At 64.9% G+C, this 24,804-nt stretch carries 24 protein-coding genes; 14 read left to right on the top strand and 10 right to left on the bottom strand.

The features are described from left to right. Positions 1–25 precede the first annotated feature (25 nt). The gene (locus ACWHYV_RS11105; protein ID WP_447976563.1) at positions 26–1,516 is read right to left on the bottom strand and encodes a DUF4403 family protein; all 1,491 of its coding nucleotides are present in this window, start codon (positions 1,514–1,516) and stop codon (positions 26–28) included. A gap of 394 nt (positions 1,517–1,910) precedes the next feature. Between ACWHYV_RS11105 and ACWHYV_RS11100 the strand changes: the two genes are divergently transcribed. From ACWHYV_RS11100 to ACWHYV_RS11080, 5 genes are all read left to right on the top strand, one after another. Then, positions 1,911–2,531, top strand: a complete 621-nt coding sequence (locus ACWHYV_RS11100; RefSeq protein ID WP_447976562.1) for a hypothetical protein — start codon at positions 1,911–1,913, stop codon at positions 2,529–2,531. Between the two features lie 194 nt (positions 2,532–2,725). Further along, entirely contained in the window at positions 2,726–3,406 is a 681-nt protein-coding gene (locus ACWHYV_RS11095; RefSeq protein WP_447976561.1) for an FKBP-type peptidyl-prolyl cis-trans isomerase, read from the top strand. A gap of 60 nt (positions 3,407–3,466) precedes the next feature. After that, a complete protein-coding gene (locus ACWHYV_RS11090) occupies positions 3,467–3,835 on the top strand; it encodes a cupin domain-containing protein (RefSeq protein WP_447976560.1) in 369 nt (122 codons plus the stop codon). 150 nt (positions 3,836–3,985) lie between these two features. Then, a complete protein-coding gene (locus ACWHYV_RS11085; RefSeq protein WP_447976559.1) occupies positions 3,986–4,477 on the top strand; it encodes a thermonuclease family protein in 492 nt (163 codons plus the stop codon). 57 nt (positions 4,478–4,534) lie between these two features. After that, on the top strand, positions 4,535–5,047 hold the full coding sequence (locus ACWHYV_RS11080) for a shikimate kinase (RefSeq protein ID WP_447976558.1): 513 nt from the start codon (positions 4,535–4,537) through the stop codon (positions 5,045–5,047). A gap of 77 nt (positions 5,048–5,124) precedes the next feature. Here the strand turns inward: ACWHYV_RS11080 and ACWHYV_RS11075 are convergent, their stop codons facing one another. Then, positions 5,125–5,814 (bottom strand): 2OG-Fe(II) oxygenase, encoded by a 690-nt coding sequence (locus ACWHYV_RS11075; protein WP_447976557.1) that lies wholly within the window; start codon positions 5,812–5,814, stop codon positions 5,125–5,127. Positions 5,815–6,265: 451 nt separating this feature from the next. Between ACWHYV_RS11075 and ACWHYV_RS11070 the strand changes: the two genes are divergently transcribed. Then, complete coding sequence (locus ACWHYV_RS11070) at positions 6,266–7,240, top strand: aldose epimerase family protein (protein ID WP_447976556.1); 975 nt, start codon at positions 6,266–6,268, stop codon at positions 7,238–7,240. Here the strand turns inward: ACWHYV_RS11070 and ACWHYV_RS11065 are convergent. Further along, the gene (locus ACWHYV_RS11065) at positions 7,218–7,526 is read right to left on the bottom strand and encodes a hypothetical protein (protein ID WP_447976555.1); all 309 of its coding nucleotides are present in this window, start codon (positions 7,524–7,526) and stop codon (positions 7,218–7,220) included. The genes ACWHYV_RS11070 and ACWHYV_RS11065 overlap by 23 nt on opposite strands. 292 nt (positions 7,527–7,818) lie before the next feature. After that, the gene (locus ACWHYV_RS11060) at positions 7,819–8,673 is read right to left on the bottom strand and encodes a hypothetical protein (protein WP_447976554.1); all 855 of its coding nucleotides are present in this window, start codon (positions 8,671–8,673) and stop codon (positions 7,819–7,821) included. Between the two features lie 188 nt (positions 8,674–8,861). Here ACWHYV_RS11060 and ACWHYV_RS11055 point away from each other — a divergent pair, with 188 nt between their 5' ends. Both ACWHYV_RS11055 and ACWHYV_RS11050 read left to right on the top strand, forming a co-directional pair. Beyond that, positions 8,862–9,317 carry a pyridoxamine 5'-phosphate oxidase family protein gene (locus tag ACWHYV_RS11055; protein ID WP_447976553.1) on the top strand — a complete coding sequence of 152 codons (456 nt, stop codon included), beginning with the start codon at positions 8,862–8,864 and terminating at the stop codon, positions 9,315–9,317. Positions 9,318–9,319: 2 nt separating this feature from the next. Further along, positions 9,320–10,705: a GAF domain-containing protein gene (locus ACWHYV_RS11050; protein WP_447976552.1), complete on the top strand. Its 1,386-nt coding sequence runs from the start codon at positions 9,320–9,322 to the stop codon at positions 10,703–10,705. 92 nt (positions 10,706–10,797) lie between these two features. On the opposite strand, the gene ACWHYV_RS11045 is transcribed toward ACWHYV_RS11050, so the two are convergent. Next, positions 10,798–11,142 (bottom strand): hypothetical protein, encoded by a 345-nt coding sequence (locus ACWHYV_RS11045; RefSeq protein WP_447976551.1) that lies wholly within the window; start codon positions 11,140–11,142, stop codon positions 10,798–10,800. A gap of 523 nt (positions 11,143–11,665) precedes the next feature. Between ACWHYV_RS11045 and ACWHYV_RS11040 the strand changes: the two genes are divergently transcribed. The 5 genes from ACWHYV_RS11040 (at position 11,666) to ACWHYV_RS11020 (ending at position 16,339) form a co-directional block, all read left to right on the top strand. After that, complete coding sequence (locus tag ACWHYV_RS11040; protein WP_447976550.1) at positions 11,666–12,427, top strand: carbon-nitrogen hydrolase family protein; 762 nt, start codon at positions 11,666–11,668, stop codon at positions 12,425–12,427. Between the two features lie 199 nt (positions 12,428–12,626). Beyond that, the gene (locus ACWHYV_RS11035) at positions 12,627–13,004 is read left to right on the top strand and encodes a low affinity iron permease family protein (RefSeq protein ID WP_447976549.1); all 378 of its coding nucleotides are present in this window, start codon (positions 12,627–12,629) and stop codon (positions 13,002–13,004) included. A gap of 284 nt (positions 13,005–13,288) precedes the next feature. Continuing rightward, the gene (locus ACWHYV_RS11030; RefSeq protein ID WP_447976548.1) at positions 13,289–13,747 is read left to right on the top strand and encodes a hypothetical protein; all 459 of its coding nucleotides are present in this window, start codon (positions 13,289–13,291) and stop codon (positions 13,745–13,747) included. Between the two features lie 534 nt (positions 13,748–14,281). Beyond that, positions 14,282–14,923, top strand: coding sequence for an MEDS domain-containing protein (locus ACWHYV_RS11025; RefSeq protein WP_447976547.1), 642 nt, complete (start codon positions 14,282–14,284; stop codon positions 14,921–14,923). 144 nt (positions 14,924–15,067) lie between these two features. After that, positions 15,068–16,339: a GAF domain-containing protein gene (locus ACWHYV_RS11020; RefSeq protein ID WP_447976546.1), complete on the top strand. Its 1,272-nt coding sequence runs from the start codon at positions 15,068–15,070 to the stop codon at positions 16,337–16,339. Between the two features lie 38 nt (positions 16,340–16,377). Here ACWHYV_RS11020 and ACWHYV_RS11015 read toward each other — a convergent pair whose 3' ends face one another. The 5 genes from ACWHYV_RS11015 to ACWHYV_RS10995 form a co-directional block, all read right to left on the bottom strand. Next, on the bottom strand, positions 16,378–17,517 hold the full coding sequence (locus ACWHYV_RS11015; protein WP_447976545.1) for a site-2 protease family protein: 1,140 nt from the start codon (positions 17,515–17,517) through the stop codon (positions 16,378–16,380). Positions 17,518–17,629: 112 nt separating this feature from the next. Further along, complete coding sequence (locus tag ACWHYV_RS11010; RefSeq protein WP_447976544.1) at positions 17,630–20,647, bottom strand: DUF748 domain-containing protein; 3,018 nt, start codon at positions 20,645–20,647, stop codon at positions 17,630–17,632. Positions 20,648–20,844: 197 nt separating this feature from the next. Further along, entirely contained in the window at positions 20,845–21,303 is a 459-nt protein-coding gene (locus ACWHYV_RS11005) for a DUF4276 family protein (protein WP_447976543.1), read from the bottom strand. A gap of 11 nt (positions 21,304–21,314) precedes the next feature. Then, on the bottom strand, positions 21,315–22,361 hold the full coding sequence (locus tag ACWHYV_RS11000) for an IS630 family transposase (RefSeq protein ID WP_447976542.1): 1,047 nt from the start codon (positions 22,359–22,361) through the stop codon (positions 21,315–21,317). 170 nt (positions 22,362–22,531) lie between these two features. Further along, positions 22,532–23,641, bottom strand: coding sequence for an AAA family ATPase (locus ACWHYV_RS10995; protein ID WP_447976541.1), 1,110 nt, complete (start codon positions 23,639–23,641; stop codon positions 22,532–22,534). Positions 23,642–23,795: 154 nt separating this feature from the next. Here ACWHYV_RS10995 and ACWHYV_RS10990 point away from each other — a divergent pair, with 154 nt between their 5' ends. Continuing rightward, complete coding sequence (locus ACWHYV_RS10990; RefSeq protein WP_447976540.1) at positions 23,796–24,731, top strand: Fpg/Nei family DNA glycosylase; 936 nt, start codon at positions 23,796–23,798, stop codon at positions 24,729–24,731. The last annotated feature ends 73 nt before the right edge of the window (positions 24,732–24,804 follow it).

Genomic DNA, 24,804 nt, shown 5'->3' with positions numbered 1-24,804 from the left:
GGACGGCGCGGGCTCGCCGACGTCGCTACATCACCTCCCGGCGGCTCCTGAGCTCGGGCGGCGGTCCGCCCTGTGCGGCTCCTTCGACGGGCAGCCGCCCGGCGGCCGTCGCCGTCCCTTCCAAGAGAATGTCCGCCACGACCGCCTGCGGGGTGGAGTAGGCTCGCTCTCCCTGTTGGCGCGCCACGAGCAGATCCATGGTCAGGTCGCCCGACTTGTGCTGCCGGCTCATGGCCGTTTTCATCTGTCCGACGCGCTGGGAGAGATCCACGGTCGAGGCCGAACGGAGCCAGTCCCGGAGCTTCGCATCGACCAGTTGCCAGTATCCGAGCTTGATGGAGTCCAACGCCGTCTTCGATTCGGTGGCCATCTGAAGGTCGGGGAAGGTCAACGTATTGCCCCCGTCTTCCACCCGCGGCGTCCCCCAATAATAGATCGTGCCGTTCAAGTCCCCGCTGGTGTCGAGGCTGAACAGCACCCGGCCGTTCGCGTCCGCCGCCGCCGCCCGCTCGATGACGACGTGATCGGACCAGGTTTTCTCCAGCTTTGCTTCCTTGTGAAACAGCTTGTCCTGGAGCTGCTGATTCAGCACCGCATACGGAATGGCAAGGGACGCCATGATCTTGTAGGGCTGTCCCTCCGCGCTGACCGATCCGGACTTCACGTCGAGCGGGGCGACCGACGGTTGATGGCACGTCGGCTCATAGAGCGCGGTCGGCGTCTCGCGGGCCACGCCGCTGATCATCATCTGCGTGGCGCTCCCTTTCATGGAGCCGACCGTGAATTCTTTGGGCGCTCCGTACAAGCAGAGCTGCGCATTGGCGGGCACGACCGACACCGCCATCGGTCCATGCAACCGCTCCCAGACCTGCTGAATGGGAATGGAGAACGCCCTGTGATTGACCGCATTGGCGATGCGCTGCTTCACCGCTTCCTGCTTGAACAATTCCGCCAACTGCTGGTGCACGGGGATGTTGAACATGTTGCACTTGGCGTCGCTCTCCGGCTTCAGCGTGATCGTCGTCTGAGGATTCGATAGGGTGAGCAGCAACAGCTCATCCTGCTGGCGCCAGGTCAGTTGGCCCGTCCCCTCCAGCACGGGGTACAGGGGATCGAGCCGGCACGCGCGTGCCGCCCCTGATTCGACTTCGCCGCGATAGACGGCCTGAAAGGTCACCAGCCCATCTTGGATCGAGACGGTCGGGTCGCCTTCCCGGATGAACGTCCAGTGGTAGTCCGCACCCAGTGGATGATCGGCGTCATCGAAGCGGTCCGGAATCGCACGCTGAATCGCCTGCTGCACGGACGAGAGGTCCGCGGTGAGGGTCACGGGCAGGACCGACTCCGGCCCGATCTTGCGGGTGGTCTCCAGCGAGGCGCGCGCCGCCGGCGGCGTCTGCCCGAATTGAGGCGGCGGAACCGGCTTGGCCGAGGACTGAGGGATCGTATGACTGCACCCGGCGAGCATGACGAGCGGGATCAGCACCGTCGCGATGGTGCACGTTCGTGAGTTCATAGTGGCCTCCTTCTGGCTCGTACATACGAAGAGCCACGTGGTGCAAAGCGCATACCTCCCGCTCGCTGCAGGCCGATCGCGATAAGGCGTGATTCCCCTTCGAGAATCCCCCGTAGACGGGCCGACCCATGAGGCGAGGCGGAGGATAGCTCGCCTGCGTTGGACAAAGTGTCCGGACATGTCAACTCAGCCGAGTTCGTGGATCAGCGCCTGCGCTGTGGGAGGACGCCTGAGACGACGTAGGCCTCCGTCGGATACAGGTCCATTCGGCCGCGCCTTCGTCCCGTTCACAAAGCGCTCCCGTTCACCTACAATACGCCCGCCTTTGTTTTTCCACGTGCAGATGTCCAGGCGTTCGGCGTCGCAGTTGCGCCGTGCAAACAAGGAGGAGGCTATGAAGACGTGGCGATCCGTCACCGTGTTGACCGCCTGCTGTCTGGCGGTCGCGTACTCGGCGATCTCAATCCCGTCCGATGCGGCTGACAAGGCGTCCAAAAAACAGGCGCCCGCAAAGGACGTGAAATCCCTGTCCGAGCAAGAGCAACTGAAGCTCGCCCTCAGCGCCGCGCCCGCGCACATCGCGAAAGACGCGGCGGTCATGGTGTTCGGGAAGGACGGGAAGCTCAAAGAAGCGCGCCCCGGCTCGAACGGCTTCACCTGCATTCCCACGGTGATGAATCTCCCGATTCCCGATCCCATGTGCATGGATGCCGCCGTGAAGCAGTGGTTGGACGACGTCATGACCAACGCCCCGAAGCCCAGCAACACGGTCCCCGGGATCGCCTACATGGCGCGAGGGGGTTCGCACTGGGAAAAGGACGGCCAGGTGTTGATGAAGGAAGAGCCCGGCGCGAAGGTGGTGGAAGAGCCGCCGCACTGGATGATCATGTGGCCCTTCGATTCGAAGACGTCGATGCTACCCAACAAACCGAATCCTTCGGGCGTCTACGTCATGTTCGACGGCACCCCGTACGCCCACTTGATGATCCATCAGGACCCCAAGAAGATGAAGTAGCCGTATCGCTGCCGTCTCCGGTGGCCGGGGACGGCAGCATGCCGATCCCGCCGCCGGGCTTCCCGGCACAAACCGGTTGAGACTCCGCCGCAGTTGGCATATCTTAGCGCGTCCACCGTCACCAACCGGTCACCCGACGGAGTCGCGCCGACGGCGGGTCGGGCTCACCGTCCAAGCGTAAGAAAGGATCACTCATGCGAATCGCGCTCTCCGGGCTCTTGGTCCTCACCCTGGCCTGCTTCACCGTGCCGGCCGCGTCGGCGGCTGCACCCGAGCCGGCGAACGAGGATCAGAAAACGCTCTATGCCCTCGGGCTCGCCGTCAGCCAATCGCTGAGCAGCTTCAGCTTGAGCGAGGCCGAGCTCGAGCTCGTCAAGGCCGGATTGACCGACGGCGTGTTGAAACGCCCGCGCAAGGTGGAGCTCCAGGCGTACGGACCGAAGATCCAGCAACTACAGCAGGCGCGCGCCGCGGTCGTCGCGGAAGCCGAGAAGAAAGCCGGGACGGCCTTCCTCGCCAAGGCCGCCGCCGAACCGGGTGCGATGAAGACCGAGTCCGGGGCGATCGTGACCACGATCAAGCCTGGGAAGGGGGCCTCCCCGAAGGCCACGGATACCGTGAAAGTGCATTATCACGGGACGCTGATCGACGGCACCGTCTTCGACAGCTCGGTCCAACGCGGCGAACCGGCCACGTTCCCGCTCGGCAACGTCATCAAGTGTTGGACCGAGGGCGTCCAGCAGATCAAGGTCGGCGGGAAGAGCCGCCTGGTGTGCCCCGCGAACCTGGCCTATGGGGATCGCGGCGCGCCGCCGCAGATCAAACCCGGTGCGACGCTCGTCTTCGAGGTCGAGCTGCTCGACATCGTCAAGTAGCCGGCCTTCTTCCGCCAGTGCCGCCGGCTCGACCTCGTCGAGCCGGTGCAAGGAGACCCCATGGCGACACTGATCTCCGCACCGTCGATGATCCAAGCCGCGGGCAACAAGCCGAAGATCATCGAGGAGTTCATCGGCCGCGTGAATTCCGGCACCCCGTCGATCAGCATTGCGAAAATGACCAGCCCGCCGGGCTGGGTCGAACCCGGCCAAACGCCCGAGTTCGACGAGTACACGGTGGTGCTCAAGGGGACGTTGCGGGTCGAGTCCGCCGCCGAGGCGCTCGACGTGAAGGCCGGGCAGGCGGTCATCGTTCCCCGTGGAGAATGGGTCCGCTACAGCACCCCGACCGACGGCGCCGAGTACATCGCCGTCTGCCTTCCCGCCTTTTCCCCCGACACCGTCCACCGAGATCGAGCGGGGGGCTGAGCGGTCCTCGGCGCGCCTCGCCATGGCGCTGACCGCCCTCCTGGTCTCGGGCGGCTGCTCGGCCGGCCGCGTAGGTCGTGCGCGGACATCCTTGCGCGCGCGGTTGGAGTATGACTGGACCAGGCTGAAGCCGAAGCGGAGCCTTCACGAGTGAGCGCCCTCCCCGTCTTCATGACCCTCGCCCTTCTCGTCGTCCAACCGGCTCTCGGGACCGCGGCGGCGCCGGAGATCCATGGGCAGGTGGTGACCGTGCGAAGCTGCGACCAGGTGGTCGTGCGCGCCAAAGGCAAGCTGGTGGTGATTCGGGTGGCCGGGATCGAATGTCCGGCCCCCGCGCAGCGGTTCGGTCCGGAGTCGCGGGCCTTCGTCGCCCGACACGTCGCGGGGCAGACGATCACGGTCAAGCCGCTCGGACAGGACCGCCGCCGGCGCGTGTGGGGCGACGTCTTTCTGCCCGACGGGCGATCGCTGGCCTACGAGATGGTGAAGGCCGGCTGGGCCCGCATCTCGGCGTCGCTCATCGACGCACGGCTCTCGGAATTGGAAGACGAGGCCAGACGGGGAAAGCGCGGTCTCTGGGATGAGAGCCCGGCCGCACCCCCGAAGGCCTCCGAAGGTCGGACGCAGCGGGGCGTCGAGTAGCCTCCGTGGACGATCGGGCTCGGCTTGCGCTACCATCCCGAGATGCACGGGCCCGGCATGGATGAACTGGCGCGACGGCTGGCGGCGACCCGCCTGTCGGACCGTGTGCTCCCGGAGCCGGCCGCCTGCGTCTTGATTGGAATGGCCGCGGTCGGAAAGAGCACCCTCGGGCGACGACTCGCTCGTGAGCTTGCGGTCCCCTTCATCGATACCGACACCGTGCTATCCGAACGCGCGGGGTGCTCCCTGGAGGAGCTGCTGAAGACCAAGGGGCCGCACGGATTCTGTGACTTGGAGGAAGAGGTCGTCCTCTCCCTTGCGCCCGCACCGGCGGTGATCGCGACCGGAGGCTCGGTGATCTACCGATCGCGGGCCATGGCGCACCTGCAGCGCTTCGGGGTCCTGTTTTGGCTGGACGCGCCGACCGAGGCGATCATCGCGCGGCATCGGCGGCGTGATCCCGCCGGGCTCATCTGGCTTCCGGCCGACCTGCCGACCTTCGACGTGTTGATCGAGCATCGAGCGGAGCTGTACCGGCGAGCCGCAGACTTCCATGTGCGGGAGCCGTGAGGCGAGATGCAGGCGCCGGCGCCCACCGGCTGGGCGCACCTGTGGCGCCCGCATCTGCTCAGGCTGGCGCGCCGTCCCTATCGCCGGACCGGCTGCCCCGGCGCCGCCGTCCGTCGCGGGGCGGCCACGGCATGCGAGGTCATGAACCACCCTGCGATCGACAGGCGCCGATGTTCCCCGCAGGTGGGGTCCACTCGGCACACGCGATGGAGTCGAGGCACGGTGAACAGGACGAGCGCGCCGGGATCGGGCGCGATGCAATGGGTGATCGAGAGCGCCGGCCTCCGATCGCGCCGGCTCTCCCCGGGCTGGTAGAGAATCAACTCCCCGCCCCAATCGGGCGCCCATTCGTCGTGCAGGTACGTGACGACCGCGACGCGGCGCACCGGATCCTGTCCGCCGCGCTGCACCGTGTCATCGTGGGTGAGCAAACAGTCGCCCGGACCGTACGAATAGTAGTGAAAGCTGACATGGCGCGACGCGATGGCCGGAAATGATTCGACGTACTCCGCGATGCAGGGCAACTGGAGCCGGCTCAACAGGACCCCGCGCTCCCTCGCTCCCAGCTCCCCCTTGCTCCAATTCCCCGAGCCGGGGAAATCGGCGCGCACCGCCGGCATGTCGGAGAGCGAGGTCCAAGAGCCGGTCGACATGGCTTCGCGGAACAGGGCGCGCTCGCTCGCCGTCCAAAAATCCTCGAGAATCAAGACCGGGTCGTCAAGAAAGGAAAAGGCGTTCGGCTCGAATTCGGACCATTTGATTCTCATCCAGTCCCTCCGTCTGGCGGTCGCCCTTCTCGCCGGCCATGGCCTCGGGTTCATCCCCGTCTCTTCAGGACCTGCGGATGATCGTCAGCGGGGAAAGCATGGCGGGCGGAGTGCGCGGAGCAGCGAGGGCAAGACGACAGGAAGCACCAGCCTGCGAGTGGCGGGACGAGTATGCAAGGCATGTACCGATGGATAACCGCTCCGGTTCGTATGCGGTGCCTGGCTGGAACGTCCTAACCTTCGGCACCGGCGGCTGGTGCGCGGTCGACTGCGCGTTCTTGCACAGCCGGCAGCGTGCGATTCCGCATCCGTGAGGGGTGGATGAGTCCCATGTGGGACATCGCCACCCCCATGCTCGCCTTGCCCCGTGATGTTCCCGCCGCCGGACGAACGCAACCACGCTCGCCTTCCCTCCCCTCACCGGGAAGACAGGCGCGCAATGAAGGGGCACATGACGATCACACCTGACACGGAGCTGACGCTTGCTCTCGGCGCTCAGCGCGCGATCGTGTCCCCGTGGGGCGCCTCCCTCCGCCGGTACTTCGTCCTCGAGCGCGGTAGGGAAACGGACGTCCTCTGGGGCTATTCAGGCGGCGGCAACAAGAAAGGCGGCCAGGGCGACGTGTTGATCCCGTTCCCCGGGCGCATCGCCTACGGACGGTATGAATTCGACGGCGCGCGCTATCAGCTCGAATGCAACGACAAAGAAGGACCGAACGCGATCCACGGCTTTCTTCGCTCGGTGGCCTGGCGGGTCGAGGAGTACACGGCGACCCATGCCTCGTTCGCGGTGGAGATCGACGAGGCCCACTACGAACGCCGCGGCTATCCCTTCTCTCTGGCCGTGCGCGTAAGCTATCGGCTCGAAGCAGGAGGTTTAACCTGTTCCTTCGCAGTCGGCAACGTGGGGGCGAACGCGGCGCCGGTTGGAGTCGGGTTCCACCCTTATTTCACCGTGGGGACTGCCATGATCGATGAGGCGGACGTGCGGATCCCTGCCACTCATTACCTGGAGATGGGGGAGACGCTCGCCCCGACGGGCCGCGTGCTGCCCGTGGAGGGAACGCCGTGGGACTATCGCGGGTCCCGCCGTGTGGGTGCGGCCCGGCTCAACCACTGCTACGTCAATTTGCTGCGCGGCCCTGACGGGACGTGCGTGGTCCGCCTGCGGCATCCACGCGAAGGCCGGACGATCGCCGTCACGATGGACCAGACGTTCACCGCGGTCGTCGTGTACACCGGGGATGCGATCACAGCGGCGCCGCGACGGGCGCTGGCGATCGAACCGATGACGTGCGCAACCGACGCGTTCAATCACCCGGCATGGGGCCTCATCCGCCTCGCCCCCGGCCGGCAGCTCACCGGCCGCTACACCGTGCACATGAGCGGCGGCTCCGACCCCGTCATTCCGTCGGCGACTGATTGATCCGCTCCGCTACGCGTTCGTCCGCCTGCTCCGCCATCACGTGATACTGCACGGCTTCGTACAGGGCCTTGTTCGCACCGGATTCATCCCCGTTCTCGGCCAGGGCGGCAGCGGTGCTGATTCGACTTTCGGCAAGGTCGCGGTAGTTCTCCGCCTGATGTCGGTCCGCCAGCAGCACGAGGTCCCGCCGGGACGGATCCGGCTTCGGTGTGGTGAGCCCATGCAGTGTGACGCTCGGCATGGTGCAGGAGACCAGGAGCAGCAAGAAGAGCGGTAGCGCTCGCACGCGAGGTTTCATACCGACGGCGAGCTAGCAAGCGGCGGACCAGACCAAACGCGATGGGGTCATGGCGTTTCAACAAGTTAGACGATCGACGCCGGTGATTCCATGGACAGGCGACGCTGACCGGGACATGCCGTCCGGAAAGTCGCCAAGCACGCTCCATGAGCACGCTCGGACCTGAGCAGTAGGGGCCGGTCGACGACCAAGACCAGCAGGCGAGAGGGGCCGCGACACGTGCGGAAACGATCAGGCCACCGGGCAGGGCCGGCGGCGCCGCCGCCGGCCCAGTCGCACTCTATTTCACCGTGAACTCGGTCGTCATGCCGCGTGCAAAATGCGGCTGGCCGGTCCCCGCATCGGGGAAGAAACAGATGAGACCGTAGCGCCCGGGCTCGAAGTCGGCCTTGAAAAAGGCATGGTCCCCGGTCTCCAGCCCCACGAGACCGCCGATGAGCTTTCCCGGGGGCGGCCCCGAGGTCCCTTTCTCCACGGCGGAGACGAATTCGCTGACCGACACGCCGGGGGCCAACTGGACGACCACGACCTCATGCGGTTGCGTGCCCTGGTTCGTCACACGAATCGTGTGAGCCCCGGCGGCGATGGGGCCGGACAGCTTGAAGCGGAAGTCCTCGAGCGCGATGCCCGAGGCAGCAGCCGGCTCGGACACGAGCGAGGGTTTTGCGCCCGTCACCGTGATGCCCTTCTGCATCCCCAACGCGAGGTGCGGGACGCCTTGCTTGTCCGGAATCAAGCAGAGCAACACGTACTCTCCCGGCACGAGATTCATCGTCGCGAGCGCCTGGCTGCCGGGGCCGACCGCGTTGGGTCCCCCGACCATCTTGACCCAGCTCGGGAAACGGCCCTGGTCGCTCTTGAGCGCCGTCGCCAAATCCGCCGCCGTCTTGCCTTCGAGGAGCTTGACGACTTGAATGTGGTGAACGTCCTGTCCCTGATTGACGACCTGCATGGTCGTCATTCCCGCCGGGATGCGATCCGGCCCTGTGAAGCCGTAGTCATGGGCGACGAAGACGACCGGAGAGCCGGCTGAACCGGGCGCGGCGGGCGCAGCCTCGCTCGAATCCGAACCGATCGCGATCGCGTGAATCAGGATGAACAGGATCAATACCGTTCGAAAGCGTGTGACCAACATAGGAACCTCCTGTGGGATGGTGAGCGGATGATGACTCTGATCGACGACGAAGACCGGCGATCGCCCCTCCGTGAGGGGGACGGATCAGAATCCGCCGTCGGCAGGGGCAACGGTATCACGAGACATCACGGAGAAGTTCTTAAAAATATGCTATCTTCGCCTAATTCTTTCTTAAGATCGCCGCGCCCATGATCCCGCAAGAGATCGTCGAGCTCCTTCGGACCGGCGTGTCGGTGGTCGTCGGGACCCGCGACGCCTCGCTCATGCCCGAATCGACGCGCGCATGGGGCCTTCACGTCGGCGAGGACCGGACCACCGTGACGATCTTCCTGACCGAGGCGATCTCGGCCCGGACGCTTGAGAACCTGCGAGACAACGGCCGGATCGCGATCAGTTGCTCGCGTCCCACGGATCACGTCGCCTGCCAGCTCAAAGGCCGGCTCCGCGCGCTCCGCCCCGCCACACCGCACGACGATCAGCGCCGGCGCCGCTGGGCCCGCGACTTCCTGGGGGAGCTCACGGCCGTCGGGATCCCGGCCTATTTCGTGGAGGCGTTGATCACCGAACCCGCACTCGTCGTCGAGGTGGACGTCACCGACGTCTTCCTCCAAACCCCCGGGCCGGGGGCCGGTGAAAAGGTGTGAGGATGGCCGAGCCCTCGCTGACGCTCGAGGATCTGTGGCCCTGCCTGCAGGGCATCATCCCCGCCGCCATGAGCACCTGCTCACGCGACGGCACGCCGAACATCAGCTACGTCAGTCAGGTCTACTACGTCGACGCGAGCCACGTCGCGATCTCCTTTCAGTTTTTCAACAAGACCCACCGGAACGTCCGTGAGAATCCGCTCGCCTGTGTGATGGTCCACGACCCCCGTACGTTCCACACGTACCGGCTGGGCCTGCGCTATCGGCACTCGGAATCATCCGGCCCCCTGTTCGAGGCCATGTCGCTGCAACTGCAGGCCATCGCCTCGTACGAAGGCATGAGCGAAGTCTTCCGCCTCCGGGCCGCCGACGTCTACGAAGTGCTGCACATCGAGCACGTGGCCGGGTTCACCCGACTCCCGGCGCTTCCCCCCTCCGAGCGCACCTCCCCCCTCATGATCGATGCCGACCTGGTGTCGCTGCGGCTCATCGCCGAGCACTTGAACCGGACCGACTCGCTGGAGGCGCTCCTAGAGCAGGTCTTGAAGCTCCTGGACGAGCGCTTCGGCTTTCGTCATGCCATGATTCTCGTGCCCGATGAGCGGCAGGCCAAGCTGCTGACGATTGCGAGCCGGGGGTATCCCGAACATGGAGTCGGCTCGGAGGTCGGGATGGGGGAGGGACTGATCGGCATGGTCGCACGGGCGCGTCGCACGTTGCGCCTCTCGGCCATCGACCATAGCCTTCGCTACGCCCGGGCGGTCCGCCGACGGGCCAAGGCCGTGGCCGGACCGGACGCGGTCAGTCGTGAGATTCCCTTGCCGGGCCTGACCGGGGCCGCTTCGCAGATCGCCGTGCCGCTGGTCGTTCGCGGCCGCCTGGTCGGTGTGCTCGCCGTGGAGAGTCCTCAGTCGATGGCCTTCATGCCCCGCGAAGAGACGCTCCTCACGATCGTGGCCGGCCAACTGGCGGCCGGTATCGATCACCTCGGCCGGGAAGCGGACGAGGCTCCCCCGCTCCAGCCGGCTCACGCCACCCCCCTCCGCGTATCGGCCGCCGCGCCGACCCGGCGCTTCCGTTTCTTCCATGCCGACGAGACGGTCTTCGTCGACGGGGAGTACCTCATTCGGAACGTCCCCGGTCGCATCCTTTGGCGTCTGCTGACCCGGCACCGCGACGAGGGCCGTACGGAATTCACCAATCGCGAGTTGCGTGTCGATTCCTGGCTTCGCCTGCCCGAGATCAAGGACAACCTGGAAAGCCGACTCATCCTGCTGCGTAAGCGGATGGAGCTCAAATGCCCGGACGTCCGTCTCGTCCCTCGCGGGCGCGGGCGGTTCGCGCTGGAAGCCGATGCGAAGATCGAGCTGTCCGAGCAGGACCGCTGAGCCGACCTACGGATGACGCCGGCCCTTTTCGATGGGTCGTCGGATGCCGTTGAGCAGCGCCTCAACTGAGCACGTCGCGCTGTTCGCACCCCTCACTCGCTTCTCCGCCACAGTCGATCCTGCTCATAGGTCTTCCGCGTCAGCGCGCCGAGCAGCACCGACCACATGACGACGATCGCGAGCGTCCGATTGCTGAAGGCCAACGAGGCACAGTCGGCGACGGGAGAGATGTAGGAGGCTCCCGCGGTGAAGACCGTCGCGGTGATCGCCGTCAGCAAGGGCGACCACAAGTCCTGAGCCGGCGACCACATGGACACCCAGGACACCGGAATCAAATAGAGGATGGGGGTGCTGCGGCCGAGCGGCGTGGCGCTGTCGATGGCCGCAACGACGAGACAGGCTGAACAGCCGAGGAGGCTCCGGCTCAATCCGCCCATCGGCGACGTCTCATCGGTCGTGGCATCGGTGCAGAGAGCTGCTGTTCAAAATGCCTAGGCACGGAGTCGATCATACCCGCCCGGTGCCGATCGATCAATTCGTTCTTCGACGTAGCAGACCCGACGACATCCTTGCATACCCCTCCCTACTTACCTTACGATACGCGGGCGAGGGAGGCCATGACCGGGCGCCAGTTGAAAGCGGCTCTCAGGCGGCTTGGGTTCACCCAAGAGACGTTTGCACGCTACCTCGACGTCAGTACCAGCTCGGTCGCCCGTTGGTGCCAAGAGCGCTCGCGGATTCCCCATGCCGTCGTGCTGCTGCTCCAGACCTTACACGCGAAAGATGTTCCCTCCGCACGGTCCGGTTCACGAAAGCGCAGGCGCAGCCCCCGGCCGCGGGACTGATCGATTCCTCACGCGAGCAGAGGTGAGGCGGCCCTCGCGCCAGCCGGCCCGTCCGCCGCGGCGGCGAACGACGTCGGGCTGCGGGTGCGTACTGAGACGTTGACCGGGAGGCATCGTGCGGCTCGCCTTCTTGCACCTCGCGCCTGTCCCCGGTGACCTCGCGCACAACCGCCGGCTCATCGAAACGGCGATCGAGACCGCCGGACGGGCCGGGGCCGCGTGGATTCTGACGCCGGAGTTGGTCGTGTGTGGGTATGCGTTTTCGAGAGAGATCGGCACGGACTGGATCCTCCCGCAACCCGACTCGTGGATGTCGCGAATCTGTGCCCTCGCGGCTCACTGGCGTGTGACCGTGTTCCTCTCCCATCCTGAACGGGACCCCCGCTCCATGAACCTGCACAACACCGTCTTTGTCATCGACCGTTCGGGAGCGATCCTCGGACGGCATCGGAAGATCAACACGCTGCGAGCCGGCTCCGAGGCGTGGTCCACACCGGGGGAGCAGGTCGAGCCCGTGACGGTCCCGGGTTTCGGGCGTGTCGGCATCCTGATTTGTGCCGACGCGTGTTCGCCCGCGATCGCGGAGCGGCTCCGAGATCAGGGCGCTGCGCAATTGGTGTCGGCGGCGGCATGGGCGCCCGGGTTTCACGGTCCCAACGGAGAATGGGAGCGCTGCACGCACGCCACAGGTCTGCCGCTCTTCGTCTGCAATCGGACCGGTGCCGACGGCACACTCGACTTCACGCGAGGCGAGAGCGTGCTCGTGCAAGACGGCAGGCGCCTCCTCTCGTTGTCCTCCGAGCGCTCGGCCATTTTCATGGTCGAGTGGGACGGCGGTGCGTGCAGCCCCCCGAGCTACGAGACGCTCGTGCTGTGAGACGGTCGGACGCCCTCGGTCTCCAGCGGCGGCTCCGTTCGGCGGTCGATTGCCGTCTGATTCCAGCCGGGAGCCGGCCCCCACCCGTTCGTAGTATCCTGACGGCATCCGGCGACTCTTCTACCGCCCGGCCGAACGATCGAGCGAGGAGAACCATCACGGACCGCATGCTCGAACCATCACGTCCCGGAGGCAGAACATGACGACGACCCGTCCCACAATCACCGACCGTTTTCACGTGTTCGCGAAACAGTGTTCCATGGCCATGGGCTCACCATGGGCGTTTCTTCTTGCACTCGTCGTCGTGATGGCATGGTTGGCCACGGGACCGATGTTTCTCTTTTCCGATACCTGGCAATTGGTCATCAATACCGGCACCACGATCGTGACATTTCTCATGGTCTTTCTCATCCAAAACACACAGAATCGCGACGCCAAGGCCATTCATCTCAAGCTGGACGAATTGATTCGTGGAGTGAAAGGGGCGCGCAACGCTCTGATCGATTTGGAAGACCTGTCCGATACCGAATTGGATCAGTTGCAACGGCAGTTCGAGCGTCTGAGACGAACGCGGTAACGTTCAGTCGATCCTCGTCGCGAGCGATGCCAGCCGAGGCCCGATCTCTGCTGGAGCTCCACCGACGATCCGCCGCCGGGCCACTCCTCCACGAACCGTCCGCCGTCGCTTACCGCGGCTCGACCTCACCACGGAGCTTCACCCGATCGGGGCATCGAAAACCACCCAATCAGGCCATGGCGAAGCGTGAGGCTTTGCCGTAGCTTCTGCCTCGTCACGATGCCGCGGCTCCGTGTCCGGAGTCGCACTCGGCACGGATCCACATCACACGTCGGGAGGTCACCATGAACCATCGCTGTCCTTCCATCACACTTGCAGGGGTCGTGCTCCTTGGGCTCACCGCTCTCGCGGTTGTCCCGGCCGCCGCGGACGACGCCTGGATCGATCAGTTCAACAATACGGTCGTGTTCTATCAACAGGCCGATCCCCTCGCCGATTGGCAGCCCTACTTGGACACCGTCCGGATGATCCGCGAAGGCCTGGAGGCGCGTAACGACACGGTGGTCCAGACGGCGCAGGGGGAGTTGATCCGGATGTTGACGTCCCGCTCGCACGGCATCAACGCCGCAGCGGCGGACGACCTCTTTCAGATGATGACGTCGCGGGACATCGAGTCGTTCCACGAGGTCCCGGTGAGCACGCCGGAAGCGTCCATCAACACCCCGTATGACGGAGGCCGCCCCTGCCTCCCGGGTGGCTGCGACTATTGGCGTGACGACGTCTTCGATGCCGGCGCCGGATGAGAAGACGCGCCGTCCGAGCCCCTGATCTTCGGCCCGCGGTCGCCTCCCGGAGCGGTACCGCCTGCGCTCCGGGAGACGGCCGGCCGTTCTATTCCCCTCCTGTAGCCGGATAGCGGCTTGGTGCCGCCTCCCGCATTCCGCCGCCAGACCAGCCTCGTGCGCGACCGCCGTCGCCACATGTATGGTGGTCAGCCTCGCGCAGGCGCGACAGACACGCGCTCCTCTCGTTGCAGGGAACTTCGACCAGGCGTCGGGCCCCTGTGTCGGAATTGAAGCGGGCGCGACTTACGCGCTTCACCTACAGCGGCAGGAGACGAACCGCGCTATGCTCATGAGTCTCGCCTCGTTGCTGTTCATGGCGGTCTCGTCACCCGACACGAGGGACGTGAGAAACGCAAGCGTGGGCCACGAGACCCACTGACGGTGCGGACAGAGACGCGGGGCGTCCGACGCGTCTCGGTGGTGAGGGGGCAGAGGCAGGGAAGCCAGCCGGCATATCACACGGAGCATGGGGCTCGTAGAGGGAGGTGGATCATGGTCACGGTCCAGGACGATGCCATTGTCTTGAATGGGAAGACGCTCGAAGGGTGCCGTCATCTCTGCGCGTTCTTCAACAGCCGTGATGAAGAGTATGGGGTGTTCCTGCCGTTCATCCGGGAGGGACTGGCGCGCGGTGAAAAAGGTATCCACATCGTCGATGCTCGGTTGCGTCAGGACCACCTCCGGCGGCTGGCCGAGTCCGGGATCGACGTCGACGCCGCGGCCGAGCGCCACCAGCTCGAGGTGCTGGACTGGGAGGAAGCCTATCTACGAGACGGGCGCTTCGATCAGCAGGCCATGCTGACGTTGATCGAGGAGCTGTTGACGGCCACGAAAATGCAAGGCTTCCGGCTCGCCCGGTTGGTGGCCCACATGGAATGGGCGCGGGAGGACCGCCCGGGCGTCGACGATATCGTCGAATACGAAACCAGATTGAACTACGTGCTTCCGAAATATCCCGACCCCGTGATCTGTACCTATGACCTCGGTCGGTTCGATGCCGGCGTCGTGATCGATATCCTTCGCACGCATCCTGCCGTGATCATCGGCGGCATCGTTCAGGAGAATCCCTTCTACGTACCGCCGGATGTATTCCTGCAAGAGCTCGCCGCAAGGAGGGCACGGATCTCCGTCTAGACGCGTGCCACGGCCTTCTCCAGCCTGAAAGCAGGTCGAGCCCCGGCGAACGACCGGCTGGAGCCTGACGGCCGCATGATCGAGTGAACGGCTCCCGGTGACGTGTGCGCAACGATCGCGGCCAGGGACGCGGCGAGGACGAGCATGTCGGACTGCCTTCAAGACATCTTCCAGAGCGCGGACGTCCAGGGCCTCCAGAGCTGCCTTCGCGATCTCCTTGCGCTCTCGAGCCTCCCCACGGTCTTGCAAAGCGCCAGCCCGCCGCGGATCGCCGAAAACTTGGCGGACGTGGTGCTTCAGACGCTTCGCCCCACGCTGGTCTACGTCTACCTGGAACCGGCCCAAGGCGAACGGGCCATTGAGGTGCTTCGGACGAACCGTGTGCGGGGTCACGCCGAGACGGGCGAGGAGATCGGCCGGTTGCTCCGAGCCATTGCCAACGGAGCGACCCCGCATGACACGCCACCGCTCGACGGAAAGGCTTCGGACGCGCTCGTCGCGGTACGCCTCCCGATCGAATGCCTTGGCCACCCGCCGCTTGGCGCCGTCGTCGTCGCCTCGCCTCACTCAAAGCCGGTTCCGAGCCCGCTGGACCGGCTGTTACTGCAGGTCGCGGTCAACCACGCAGCCGTGTCGATCGTCGGGAGCCGGCAGCGCCAGGAAGAGGAGCGGAAGATTCGTGAGGAAACCGAGACGCTCGAGATCTTGAACCGGATCGGACAGACCCTTTCATCCGAGCTGGACCTCCAAAAGGTCGTGCAGGCGGTGACCGATGCCGCCACGCACGTGAGCGGGGCGGCCTTCGGGGCCTTCTTCTACAACCTGGTGAACGATCGCGGCGAGTCCTATACGCTCTACACCATCTCGGGCGTGCCGCGCGACGCGTTTTCCGGTTTCCCGATGCCGAGGAACACCGAGCTCTTCGGCCCGACTTTTCGGGGCGAGGGCGTGGTCCGGATCGACGACGTCACACGAGATCCCCGCTACGGCAAGAACGAGCCGTATCGCGGGATGCCGCCGGGCCATCTACCCGTCACCAGCTACCTGGCAGTACCCGTCGTCTCCCGCAGCGGGCAAGTCCTCGGCGGCCTGTTCTTCGGGCATCCCGACCGGGGGGTCTTCACGGAGCGGGTGGAGCGCATCGTCGTCGCGCTGGCCGCTCAGGCCGCGATCGCCGTCGACAACGCCCGGCTGTATGAAGCCGAACAGCGGGCGCGCCGACGCGCTGAACGGGCGGTCACGCAGCTCCAGGCGTCGCAGTCCAAGTTGCAGGACAAGATTGCCGAGCTCCAGCGCTTCGAGGAGGTCGTGGTCGGCCGGGAGCTCAAGATGATCGAGCTCGAAAAGGAAATCGCCCGATTGAAAGCGCAGGCGGAACGCAAGGACGGCGATGAGCGCAAGGCCGGACATGGATAGGCCGATCTTTGGTCGGGCGTGACGACCGAGCACCTGACCTACATTCCCAACTCGGCTCGGGATTCCAGCACGCGAAGGATCTGGCCGCGCGTCAGCATGCCCTCGAGGCGGCCGTTCGAGAGGACCGGCAGTTGATTGACGTCGTGACGGCCCATGATCTCGAGCGCGTCGGCCAGCGGCGTCTCGGGTCGGACCGTCTGGAGCCGCTCGAGCGGGCGCATGACCGCCTCCACAGAGGTCCGCGGCCATCGCTCGCGTTCGACGGCCTTCAGGTCGCTCGCCGCGACCAGTCCCCGAATCGCGCCGTCTTGCGCGACCAAGAAGCACCGCTGTCCCGTCCGCAGCACGTACTCGTCCGCGAGCGTCTGCAGCGACACGCCCGGCTCGATCCGGACGCAGTCCTGCGTCATCACGTCACGGACCCGCAATCCCTGAAGCCCCGTCAGCATCTCCAATTGGACCAGGCTCGCGCCCGCCGCGCTGAGCAGGAACCACCCGATGATCGCGATCCACAGGGCCCCGAAGCCGCCCCCTCCGAAGAAGCCGAGGAAGCCCAGGACGATGAACAGCGCGGCCACCACCTGCCCCGTCCGCGCGGCCGTCCGCGTCGCGCGTCGCTTGTCACCGTGCATCCCCCACAGGGCGGCCCGCAGGACGCGGCCGCCATCCAGGGGAAAGCCGGGGATCATGTTGAAGGCGGCCAGCACGAGGTTGATGTAGCCGAGCCAGGCGAAGACGGCCATGGGGGGCGTGCGGGGCGTCAGCTCGGCTCCCGGCTCAAAACCGCCGAGCGCCCAGACCAAGCCCAAGCACAGGAGACCGACCGCCACGCTCATGAGCGGGCCCGCGATCCCCATCCAGAATTCGGTCTTCGCGTCGCCCACGTCCTTTTCGATGTTCGAGACGCCGCCCAACGCAAACAGCGTGATCGACCGGACCGGCACCCCCCTCGCCCGGGCGACCAGCGCATGAGCCAGCTCGTGCAGCACGATGGCGGCAAAGAACAGAAGGCCCGTCACGATCGCCGACACCCACACGGCGGCGGACGTCCACACGGGGTTCGTGCTGGAGAAATGAGCGGCCAGCGAAAGCGTGATCAGCAAGGCGATGAGGAACCAACTCAGGTGAAGGCCGATGCTGATCCCGAAGACCCGTCCAAGCGTGATGTGAGGCGGCATGGGTTCCTCGAATGGCTCACTCCGCCCCTTCGGGCATCAAGGACGACGCCGCCTCGTCTGACGGCGGACGCCCCGCGGCTTCCTTCGGCACCTCCTCATCTTCTCGATCTTTTCATCCGGCCGAGACGCTCAAGCGGGTCGGGACCCGGTCGCCGTCCGCTTGCGACTCGAGGCGTACACCGAGCATGAAGACCCGATCGGGAGGGACACCCGCCTGGTTCACCAAGAATTCCTGGACCGCCGCCGCCCGCTGTTGGGCCAGCCGGCGAAGCCGATCGTCCTCCACGGCAATGCCCTCGAGCAGGCGAGCCCGTAGGAGGTCCGTGGTTGTCTCGGACAGGCCCTCGCCGTGCTCCAATTCCTCGGGCAATCCTCCAAACGTACGGATGTAGAGCGCCTCGATCCAGCGGGCCTCCTCGTCCGGCCCTTTGTCCGGACGCGGTCCACCGGGGATCCGGGATCCGCCCGCGGCGGCAGCCTGCTTCAATGCCGTCAGTTGCTCGGTCAAGATGAGCTCACGCAGGGCCGCGCGGTCCGTGATGGGATCAGCCGTCCCCGTCACTTCCAGTTGGAGCGCGGGCCGGTCCTCGAGCGAGGCGGCCAGGGCCTCCAGCTTGTCTCGGTCCTCGGCCGGCAATTCGGTCCGGCCGAGCGGAAAACGGACCTCGCTGAGCTCCTCGCCGCTTCGGCCGATCAGATTGCCGAGCCAGGCAAAGGGGGAGGCGATGATCTTTTGGAACAGATTCACCATCGCGTTCCAAACCAGGCGGCCATAGTGGAAGTCGGGATCGTTGAGGTCGCCGCGGACCGGGAGTTGGAGGTTGATGCGGCCGTGCCGATCCTTGAGCAGGGCCACGACGAGCTTGACGGGGAGCGACGTGGCATCCGGGCTGTCCACCTTCTCGCCCAACGTGAGCTGATCGATGACGGCCTCGTTGTCCGCCTCGAGACGCCCCCGGGCAAGACGATAGTCGATGTCCATCGACAGCTTGCCCTTCTCGATCGGATAGCCCGCAAACTTTCGCGAGTAGGGCGACAACGTCGTCAGGTTCACGTTCTTGAACGACACGTGCAGATCGGTGAAGGCTTTGGTGCTCAAGGGATTGATCCGGCCGGCGATCGTCACCGGCGCGTACTTGTCCACTTCGCCGTGCAGCGCCACCTTCGCGCGCGCCTTCTCATCCGAGGACAGCCCGCGAACGGAGCCGTTCAAGCGGTAGATCCCCGTGTCGACCTGCGGCTGGATCGAGAGATCGGCGAAGTGCGCCGAGCCGTCGACGATTCGGACGGCGTCGATGGTCGTGGTCAAGGGGGCCGTGGCCGGACCACGGTCCCGCTCGATGGGCTCGGTGGCGCGGCCATTGTTCATGACGGTCTTGAGGTTCACGCTCCGGTCCTCGGCGATGATCACCTCGGCGTACGGACGACGCACGATGATCTCCTCGACGGCGAGACGGCGCTCGGGAAGCCGAAGGGTGATCGTGCCGGCCGTCAACCGATCCCAGTTCAACAGGTCCCGGTCGAGGTGTGCGTCCACGGTCTTCAGGTCGGTGATTCCCGCCTCCCCGTGGAACTCCACCGAGGCGGGGTCGCCCGCCTGATACACCAGGCGACCGGTCACGTCGGCGACGCCGCTCTTGATGTCGACGGCCGCGACTTGGTTCAGATACGCCTGGAACGGCACCAGCGGGAGCTTCGCCATCTGAACCTGCAGATCCGCGCCAATCGGCTGTACCCGCACCTCGCCATTCGCGTTGATCGTGCCGGTCGTGTTGACCGCCGCCGACGCATCGAGCCGCGCGCGGGACGGGCTCGGATAGGAGAGATCATCGAGCCGGATGGACAGCTTCGAGAGCTCAAGGTGGACGGGTGCGTCCGTGCGGCGATCCTCCATGACCGCCTGAGCGTCCTCCATGGTCAGCGTCTTCAGGTCGATCGTCCACGGTTGCGCCGACAAGGCGTCGACGGCCCCGCGCGCCTCGTCGGCTCGTGGCCGCTCCACCTCTCGCGCAGCGGAGACGGCGAGCACCCGTTGCAGGTCCAGCCGACCGTCCGGCTCGATGGCCGCACGGACGGCGGCCCCCTGTGAGTCCACCGCACCGATCGTCACCCGCCGCTCCTCGAGATCGGCCGACAGGTCTTGGAGCATGACCGCAGGCAGGCTCAGCAACGCCGCGTCGCCGCCCGGCTCGAATACCGTCAGATGGGCCACCCGCACGCTGCCGTCCGTGGCCTGGACCCGACGGCGGCCGCCCCCGATCTCGAGCTGATACGCCGCCTCGGCCTGCACCGTCCCATCGCGGACTTCGAATCCGACTTGATCGCGCACATACTCCCAGAGACCGCGCGCCTTGATCCCCGCCATCGCGATGCGGCCGTCGGAGCGCAATGGGTTGACCTGCAGCCGGCCTTGCCAGTTCACCGTTTCGCCCAGATCGAATTCGGCCCCGAACGCAAACGTGTTCTCCTCCCCGTTGCGCGTGGCAAAGTTGTTCAGCGTGAGCCAAATGGGGACGATGTCCACGCTATACGGGGTCGGTCGAGACCGATCGTGAAACTCCACGACGCCGTTTTCGATGCTCAGCGCCCGGATGATCACGGGCGGGATCGCGCGGCGTGGCTCCCCCTCCGGCTCGCGTCCCGGCTGGTCGCTCGAGCGGTCCTTCGCCGGCGCCGGCTCGAGCTCCTTCAGGTTGAGCTCGCCGTCCTCGTCCACGATGATCCGGGCGTACGGGATCCGAATACGAATCTGATCGAAGACCCAGGCGCGGGTGACGAAGGACGATGCGGCGAGATTGACCAGCAGCTCCTCGAAGCCCACGAGCGGGCTGTCGTCCGATTCGCTGATGTGGAAGCCGCGGACGGTGAGCGCCAAGGTGAACGGATTGAACCGGACGTCGCCGACGGTGGCGGGGAGGTCGAGCCGCGTCGACACGACCTCGGGGATCTTCGTCTCGAGATAGGCGGGGAGCGCGAAGAACCCCAGCGCCGCATAGAGGGCGACCAGGGCGACGGCGACCAGGACCGCGATCGCCGCGCGACGCCCCCAGGGCCTCCGCTTCCGTGAGACGGGCGGCTCGGGCGGCGTGGGTCGAGCCGAAGGGGGAACGCGCTCCGCGGTGGAATCCATGACGCATTGTGGCCGCCGTCGGACGGCACTTCAATCGTCCTCAGGCTCTCTACGAGATTCCGGCCGTCCTACGACGCGCTTCCTCGTTAGCCGCCTGGAGCAGTCCGTCTACTTCCCGGCACCGGCCTTCTCCTGATCTATGTCACGCAAAACATACCGCAGGCGTGGAGGCTAGGCTTGGAACGACGAAAGGTTCTTCACCCAGTCCCTGAACAATGGCAGGCGGTGCACAGAGCGTCTAGTCCGATTTCACCACAAACTCTCACAAGATGCGCGTTAGGGCTTTGGCCCTTTATGTAGGACGGAAATAGCTTCTGTATTCGTTTTGATGGAGCCCTTGAAGGGTCATCATTAATATGTTCGCACCCTCCTCCCTCTTGCACCACCTCACGGAGCTGGGTCGCACAAGCGCTATTCCCCAGCATTCTGGCGGTCGTCTCAGGCTCGGCGAACAAAAAGGCCTCGATCTCATAGAATTGGATGTATGGGAGGAACCGCCTTTGGTTGAAATCAGAGCCCATCGCGTTATAGATCCGGTCGCGCATCGCCTCGCCCAGTATCCTGTGTGCCTGTCCGAGATCTGAAACTCTCCTGCTCTTGTCCAGACCAGGCCAATCTTGTGGAAGGGCATACCGATCGAAGAGGGTGGTGACCACAGGTCTGCCTACTAGTGGACTGTAACAGGCAAAGTGATAGTGATCCGATGCCGGGGATCGGCATACTTCCACTTCACGGGCTTCATCGACTTATTGTAATGCCGGATATAGCGCATGATCTGCCGTTTCAGATCGTGTTGTGACGTGAAGATGCCCCGTACGATCAGGTCTCGCTCAATCTTGGCAAACCACCTCTCCACTTGGTTGAGCCAGGAGGAGTACGTCGGCGTGAAATGCAGGCGGACCGTTGGGTGCTCCGTGAGAAACGCCTCGACCAGCTTGGTCTTGTGCGCGGAGAGATTGTCCAGGATCACATGGATCTCTTGCCCCCGCCGTTGATGCGCGACGAGCTCAGTCAAGAAGGCGACGAACTCCGCCGACGTGTGCCGTTCCGCCGTGCGTCCCAGGACCGCTCCGGTGCGCGTGTCGAAGGCGGCATACAGCGAGAGCGTGCCATGGCGGGCATACTCAAAGCCGTGCCGCTCCGCGCGGCCCGGCGAGAGCGGCAGCACCGGATCCAAGCGATCCAGGGCCTGAATCGCCGTCTTCTCATCGACGCAGAAGACGGCGGCATGCTGCGGCGGATTCAAGTACAGCCCGATAATATCGGCGGCCTTGCGCTCAAAGTCGGGATCATCCGAGACCATGTACCGCTCGAGGCGATGCGGCTTGAGCCCATGCCGGGCCCAGACGCGGGCCACCATCATATGCGAGATGCCGAGCCGCTTCGCCAGCCGGCGGGTACTCCAATGCGTCGTGCCATCAGACGGGCCGCGGCGCGTCCACTCCAGAATTTTCGCTTCCAGGTCAGGCGTGAGCACCGTGGCGGGTTGCCCGCGGTGGCGGCTAGAGAGCCCTGCCAGCCGTTCTGCCGTAAAGCGGCGGCTCCAGCGTGCAATGTAGGTATCATCGCACTGGAGCTGGCCACGAATCTGGGCCCAGGTCGCGCCCTCGGCCAGGAGCAAGATGCAGCGCGCCCGCCGGGCATCGTCGGCCCGGCCTTTGCGACGGTGGCTGCGGCACGTCAGTTCTCGGCGTTCCACGTCGGTTAAGGTCATGGCGTCCTCCCTGATGGACGCCCATTTTATACTAGTATTTCAGTTGTTACAATCCACTAGAATAGCCCGCAGATCCACGCGCTCGACACTTAACCTCGACACTTAACGTAGGGGCGAGGAATTCGCGAATGAAGACTTGCTCGGTAGGACCTTCGACGATGACATAGATCCTATTCATGAACAGGGCCGGCCTGGAACACATTCTTCTGCCAGAGCTGGCTCAAGGTGTACTCCTCGAGCCACTCTTTCAGCGAGTCCGCTGTCAGTCGCTGAAAATCAGAAGCACCGCCGGCTCGATTCACTACGACGATCTCCTCTGGCTCAAAGTAGTCGAGAAGCGGAGCGGATTGTGTCGACACGACGATTTGGGTTTTCTGGGACCGCTGTCGGAGCAGAGAAGCAAGTACGCTGAGTGCGAATGGGTGCAGCCCCAACTCTGGCTCGTCAATGACGATCGTCGCCGGAGGCACGGGTTGCAATAGCGCGGTGGCGAGACAGATGAACCGGATGGTGCCGTCCGAAAACTGATGAGGTTGTAGGGGCGTGGGGCTTCCCTTCTGCTGCCATTCAAGACGAATCAGCTCCTCAGGCCCACTCTGTTGCGGTTCTAGCAGAAAATCATCGAAGTATGGCGCGATCAGCCGGATGTGATAGCGGACCTCCTCGTACACATCACGATGGGTCTGTTTCAGCCGATATAAAAACGCAGCAATGTTTCCAGCATCGGGGCGAAGCCCTCGCCAGTCTCTGATGGAGTGATCCCTGCGCATGGCGGACGTCAGGCTCGTATCGTGAAAGTGATAGACGATCCAGCTAGACACCGATTCAGAGACGTAATGGGCAGGACCGTAATAAGATCCCCATCGGCTCTTCTCGTCCCGCCATGTCTTTAAACCCGATTCAGGCTTTCCTGCTGTTTTTAATTCCCAGCCTCCTCCCCCTGTGTAAAGAACCTCCTCGGAGTCAACGATCAGCTCACCGGTCACGGCCGGCTTGAGTCTGAACCGATACTCGTTGTAGCCGAAAGCGAGGTGGCAGATGATATAGTGCGTCACTTTTGGCCCGTTGAATAAGAATGCGTCTGCCCTCCCGTGCTCTAACACGAATGTGCTGAGCCCTTCTTCCGCCATCGCGCGCAACGACCTGAACAAATCAACGAAATTACTTTTCCCCGCCCCATTGGCTCCAACCAGAATATTAAGCTTGGTCAGGGGAAAGTCCTTGAGCTCGCGAATCGATGTAAAACCTTGAATCGTGACTCTCTCGAGCGGAGAAGCCATGGGCTCGTGGTCTCGGGGGTTCAGTGGCGAAACTGAGTATAGCCAATCGTGCCGGGCACTGTCACTGACCACACTCGTGTATCGTCGGGCACAAAATGACTGTGTCCATCTTCCTCTTGACCGTCATCACCATCCCGCCTAGGCTCTGCATTCGATGCCCGAGCTTCCCGACCTCACGCTCTACCTCGACGCGTTCCACCGCCTCATCTTCGGACGCCGGTTGGAATGCATTCGGGTCGTCGGCCCTTCTCTGCTCAGAACCGCGCTCCCGCCCTTCACCGTGGCCCATGGCAAGACGGTTCGAGCGTTGAATCGTCTGGGGAAGCAGCTCGTGTGGAACCTTGGCGACGACCTGTTCCTCGTCGTGCATCTGATGATCGCCGGCCGGTTTCACTGGCGCCCGGCCGGCTGGAAGATTCCCGCCAAGATCGGGCTCGCCGCGTTCGATTTCTCCCATGGCACGCTCCTCCTCACCGAAGCCGGTACGAAAAAGCGTGCGAGACTGTCGCTCGTGCGCGGGGCGGATGAGCTTCGGCGCTACGATGCCGGCGGGATCGACCCCCTCACCGCGGACCTTGCGGCGTTCCGCTCGGCGCTCGGGCGAGAGAACCATACCCTCAAGCGCGGGCTCACGGACCCCCGCCTGTTCAGCGGCATCGGGAACGCCTATTCGGATGAAATCCTCCACCGCGCACGTCTGTCGCCCGTCATGTTGACCGCGTCCTTGGATGAAGCCCAGGTCGAACGACTCTACGAGTCGACGCGCACGGTGCTGTTGGAATGGATCGAGCGGCTGCGCGCCGAGACCGGCGAGCGGTTCCCCGAGCGGGTCACCGCCTTCCGCGAGGGCATGGCGGTCCACGGGCGGTTTCGTCAGCCTTGTCCCGTCTGCGGCACCCCGGTGCAGCGCATCGTCTACTCGGAGAACGAGGCGAACTATTGCCCGACCTGCCAAACGGGCGGAACCCTCCTGGCCGATCGCGCCTTGTCTCGTTTGCTGAAGGCGGATTGGCCCCGCTCTCTGGAAGAGCTCACCGAACGCACCCGGCAAGCGACGGAGAAGGGCCTCGCGACCGACCCGCTGAAATAAAGCCAGGCCGTCAACCGGCGAGATCGAGCCGGCTCACCTCATCCGGGCGACACTGTATCGAATTGTCTACATG

The organism is Candidatus Nitrospira bockiana (genome assembly GCF_965152565.1).
This window is presented reverse-complemented; position numbering and strand designations above follow the sequence as displayed.

What these genes read in the sequence shown, in the direction of transcription:
- ACWHYV_RS11105 (WP_447976563.1), bottom strand. Translation starts at nt 1,516, where the DNA reads ATGAACTCACGAACGTGCACCATCGCGACGGTGCTGATCCCGCTCGTC.
- ACWHYV_RS11100 (WP_447976562.1), top strand. Translation starts at nt 1,911, where the DNA reads ATGAAGACGTGGCGATCCGTCACCGTGTTGACCGCCTGCTGTCTGGCG.
- ACWHYV_RS11095 (WP_447976561.1), top strand. Translation starts at nt 2,726, where the DNA reads ATGCGAATCGCGCTCTCCGGGCTCTTGGTCCTCACCCTGGCCTGCTTC.
- ACWHYV_RS11090 (WP_447976560.1), top strand. Translation starts at nt 3,467, where the DNA reads ATGGCGACACTGATCTCCGCACCGTCGATGATCCAAGCCGCGGGCAAC.
- ACWHYV_RS11080 (WP_447976558.1), top strand. Translation starts at nt 4,535, where the DNA reads ATGGATGAACTGGCGCGACGGCTGGCGGCGACCCGCCTGTCGGACCGT.
- ACWHYV_RS11075 (WP_447976557.1), bottom strand. Translation starts at nt 5,814, where the DNA reads ATGAGAATCAAATGGTCCGAATTCGAGCCGAACGCCTTTTCCTTTCTT.
- ACWHYV_RS11070 (WP_447976556.1), top strand. Translation starts at nt 6,266, where the DNA reads ATGACGATCACACCTGACACGGAGCTGACGCTTGCTCTCGGCGCTCAG.
- ACWHYV_RS11060 (WP_447976554.1), bottom strand. Translation starts at nt 8,673, where the DNA reads ATGTTGGTCACACGCTTTCGAACGGTATTGATCCTGTTCATCCTGATT.
- ACWHYV_RS11055 (WP_447976553.1), top strand. Translation starts at nt 8,862, where the DNA reads ATGATCCCGCAAGAGATCGTCGAGCTCCTTCGGACCGGCGTGTCGGTG.
- ACWHYV_RS11050 (WP_447976552.1), top strand. Translation starts at nt 9,320, where the DNA reads ATGGCCGAGCCCTCGCTGACGCTCGAGGATCTGTGGCCCTGCCTGCAG.
- ACWHYV_RS11045 (WP_447976551.1), bottom strand. Translation starts at nt 11,142, where the DNA reads ATGGGCGGATTGAGCCGGAGCCTCCTCGGCTGTTCAGCCTGTCTCGTC.
- ACWHYV_RS11035 (WP_447976549.1), top strand. Translation starts at nt 12,627, where the DNA reads ATGACGACGACCCGTCCCACAATCACCGACCGTTTTCACGTGTTCGCG.
- ACWHYV_RS11030 (WP_447976548.1), top strand. Translation starts at nt 13,289, where the DNA reads ATGAACCATCGCTGTCCTTCCATCACACTTGCAGGGGTCGTGCTCCTT.
- ACWHYV_RS11025 (WP_447976547.1), top strand. Translation starts at nt 14,282, where the DNA reads ATGGTCACGGTCCAGGACGATGCCATTGTCTTGAATGGGAAGACGCTC.
- ACWHYV_RS11020 (WP_447976546.1), top strand. Translation starts at nt 15,068, where the DNA reads ATGTCGGACTGCCTTCAAGACATCTTCCAGAGCGCGGACGTCCAGGGC.
- ACWHYV_RS11015 (WP_447976545.1), bottom strand. Translation starts at nt 17,517, where the DNA reads ATGCCGCCTCACATCACGCTTGGACGGGTCTTCGGGATCAGCATCGGC.
- ACWHYV_RS11010 (WP_447976544.1), bottom strand. Translation starts at nt 20,647, where the DNA reads ATGGATTCCACCGCGGAGCGCGTTCCCCCTTCGGCTCGACCCACGCCG.
- ACWHYV_RS11000 (WP_447976542.1), bottom strand. Translation starts at nt 22,361, where the DNA reads ATGACCTTAACCGACGTGGAACGCCGAGAACTGACGTGCCGCAGCCAC.
- ACWHYV_RS10995 (WP_447976541.1), bottom strand. Translation starts at nt 23,641, where the DNA reads ATGGCTTCTCCGCTCGAGAGAGTCACGATTCAAGGTTTTACATCGATT.
- ACWHYV_RS10990 (WP_447976540.1), top strand. Translation starts at nt 23,796, where the DNA reads ATGCCCGAGCTTCCCGACCTCACGCTCTACCTCGACGCGTTCCACCGC.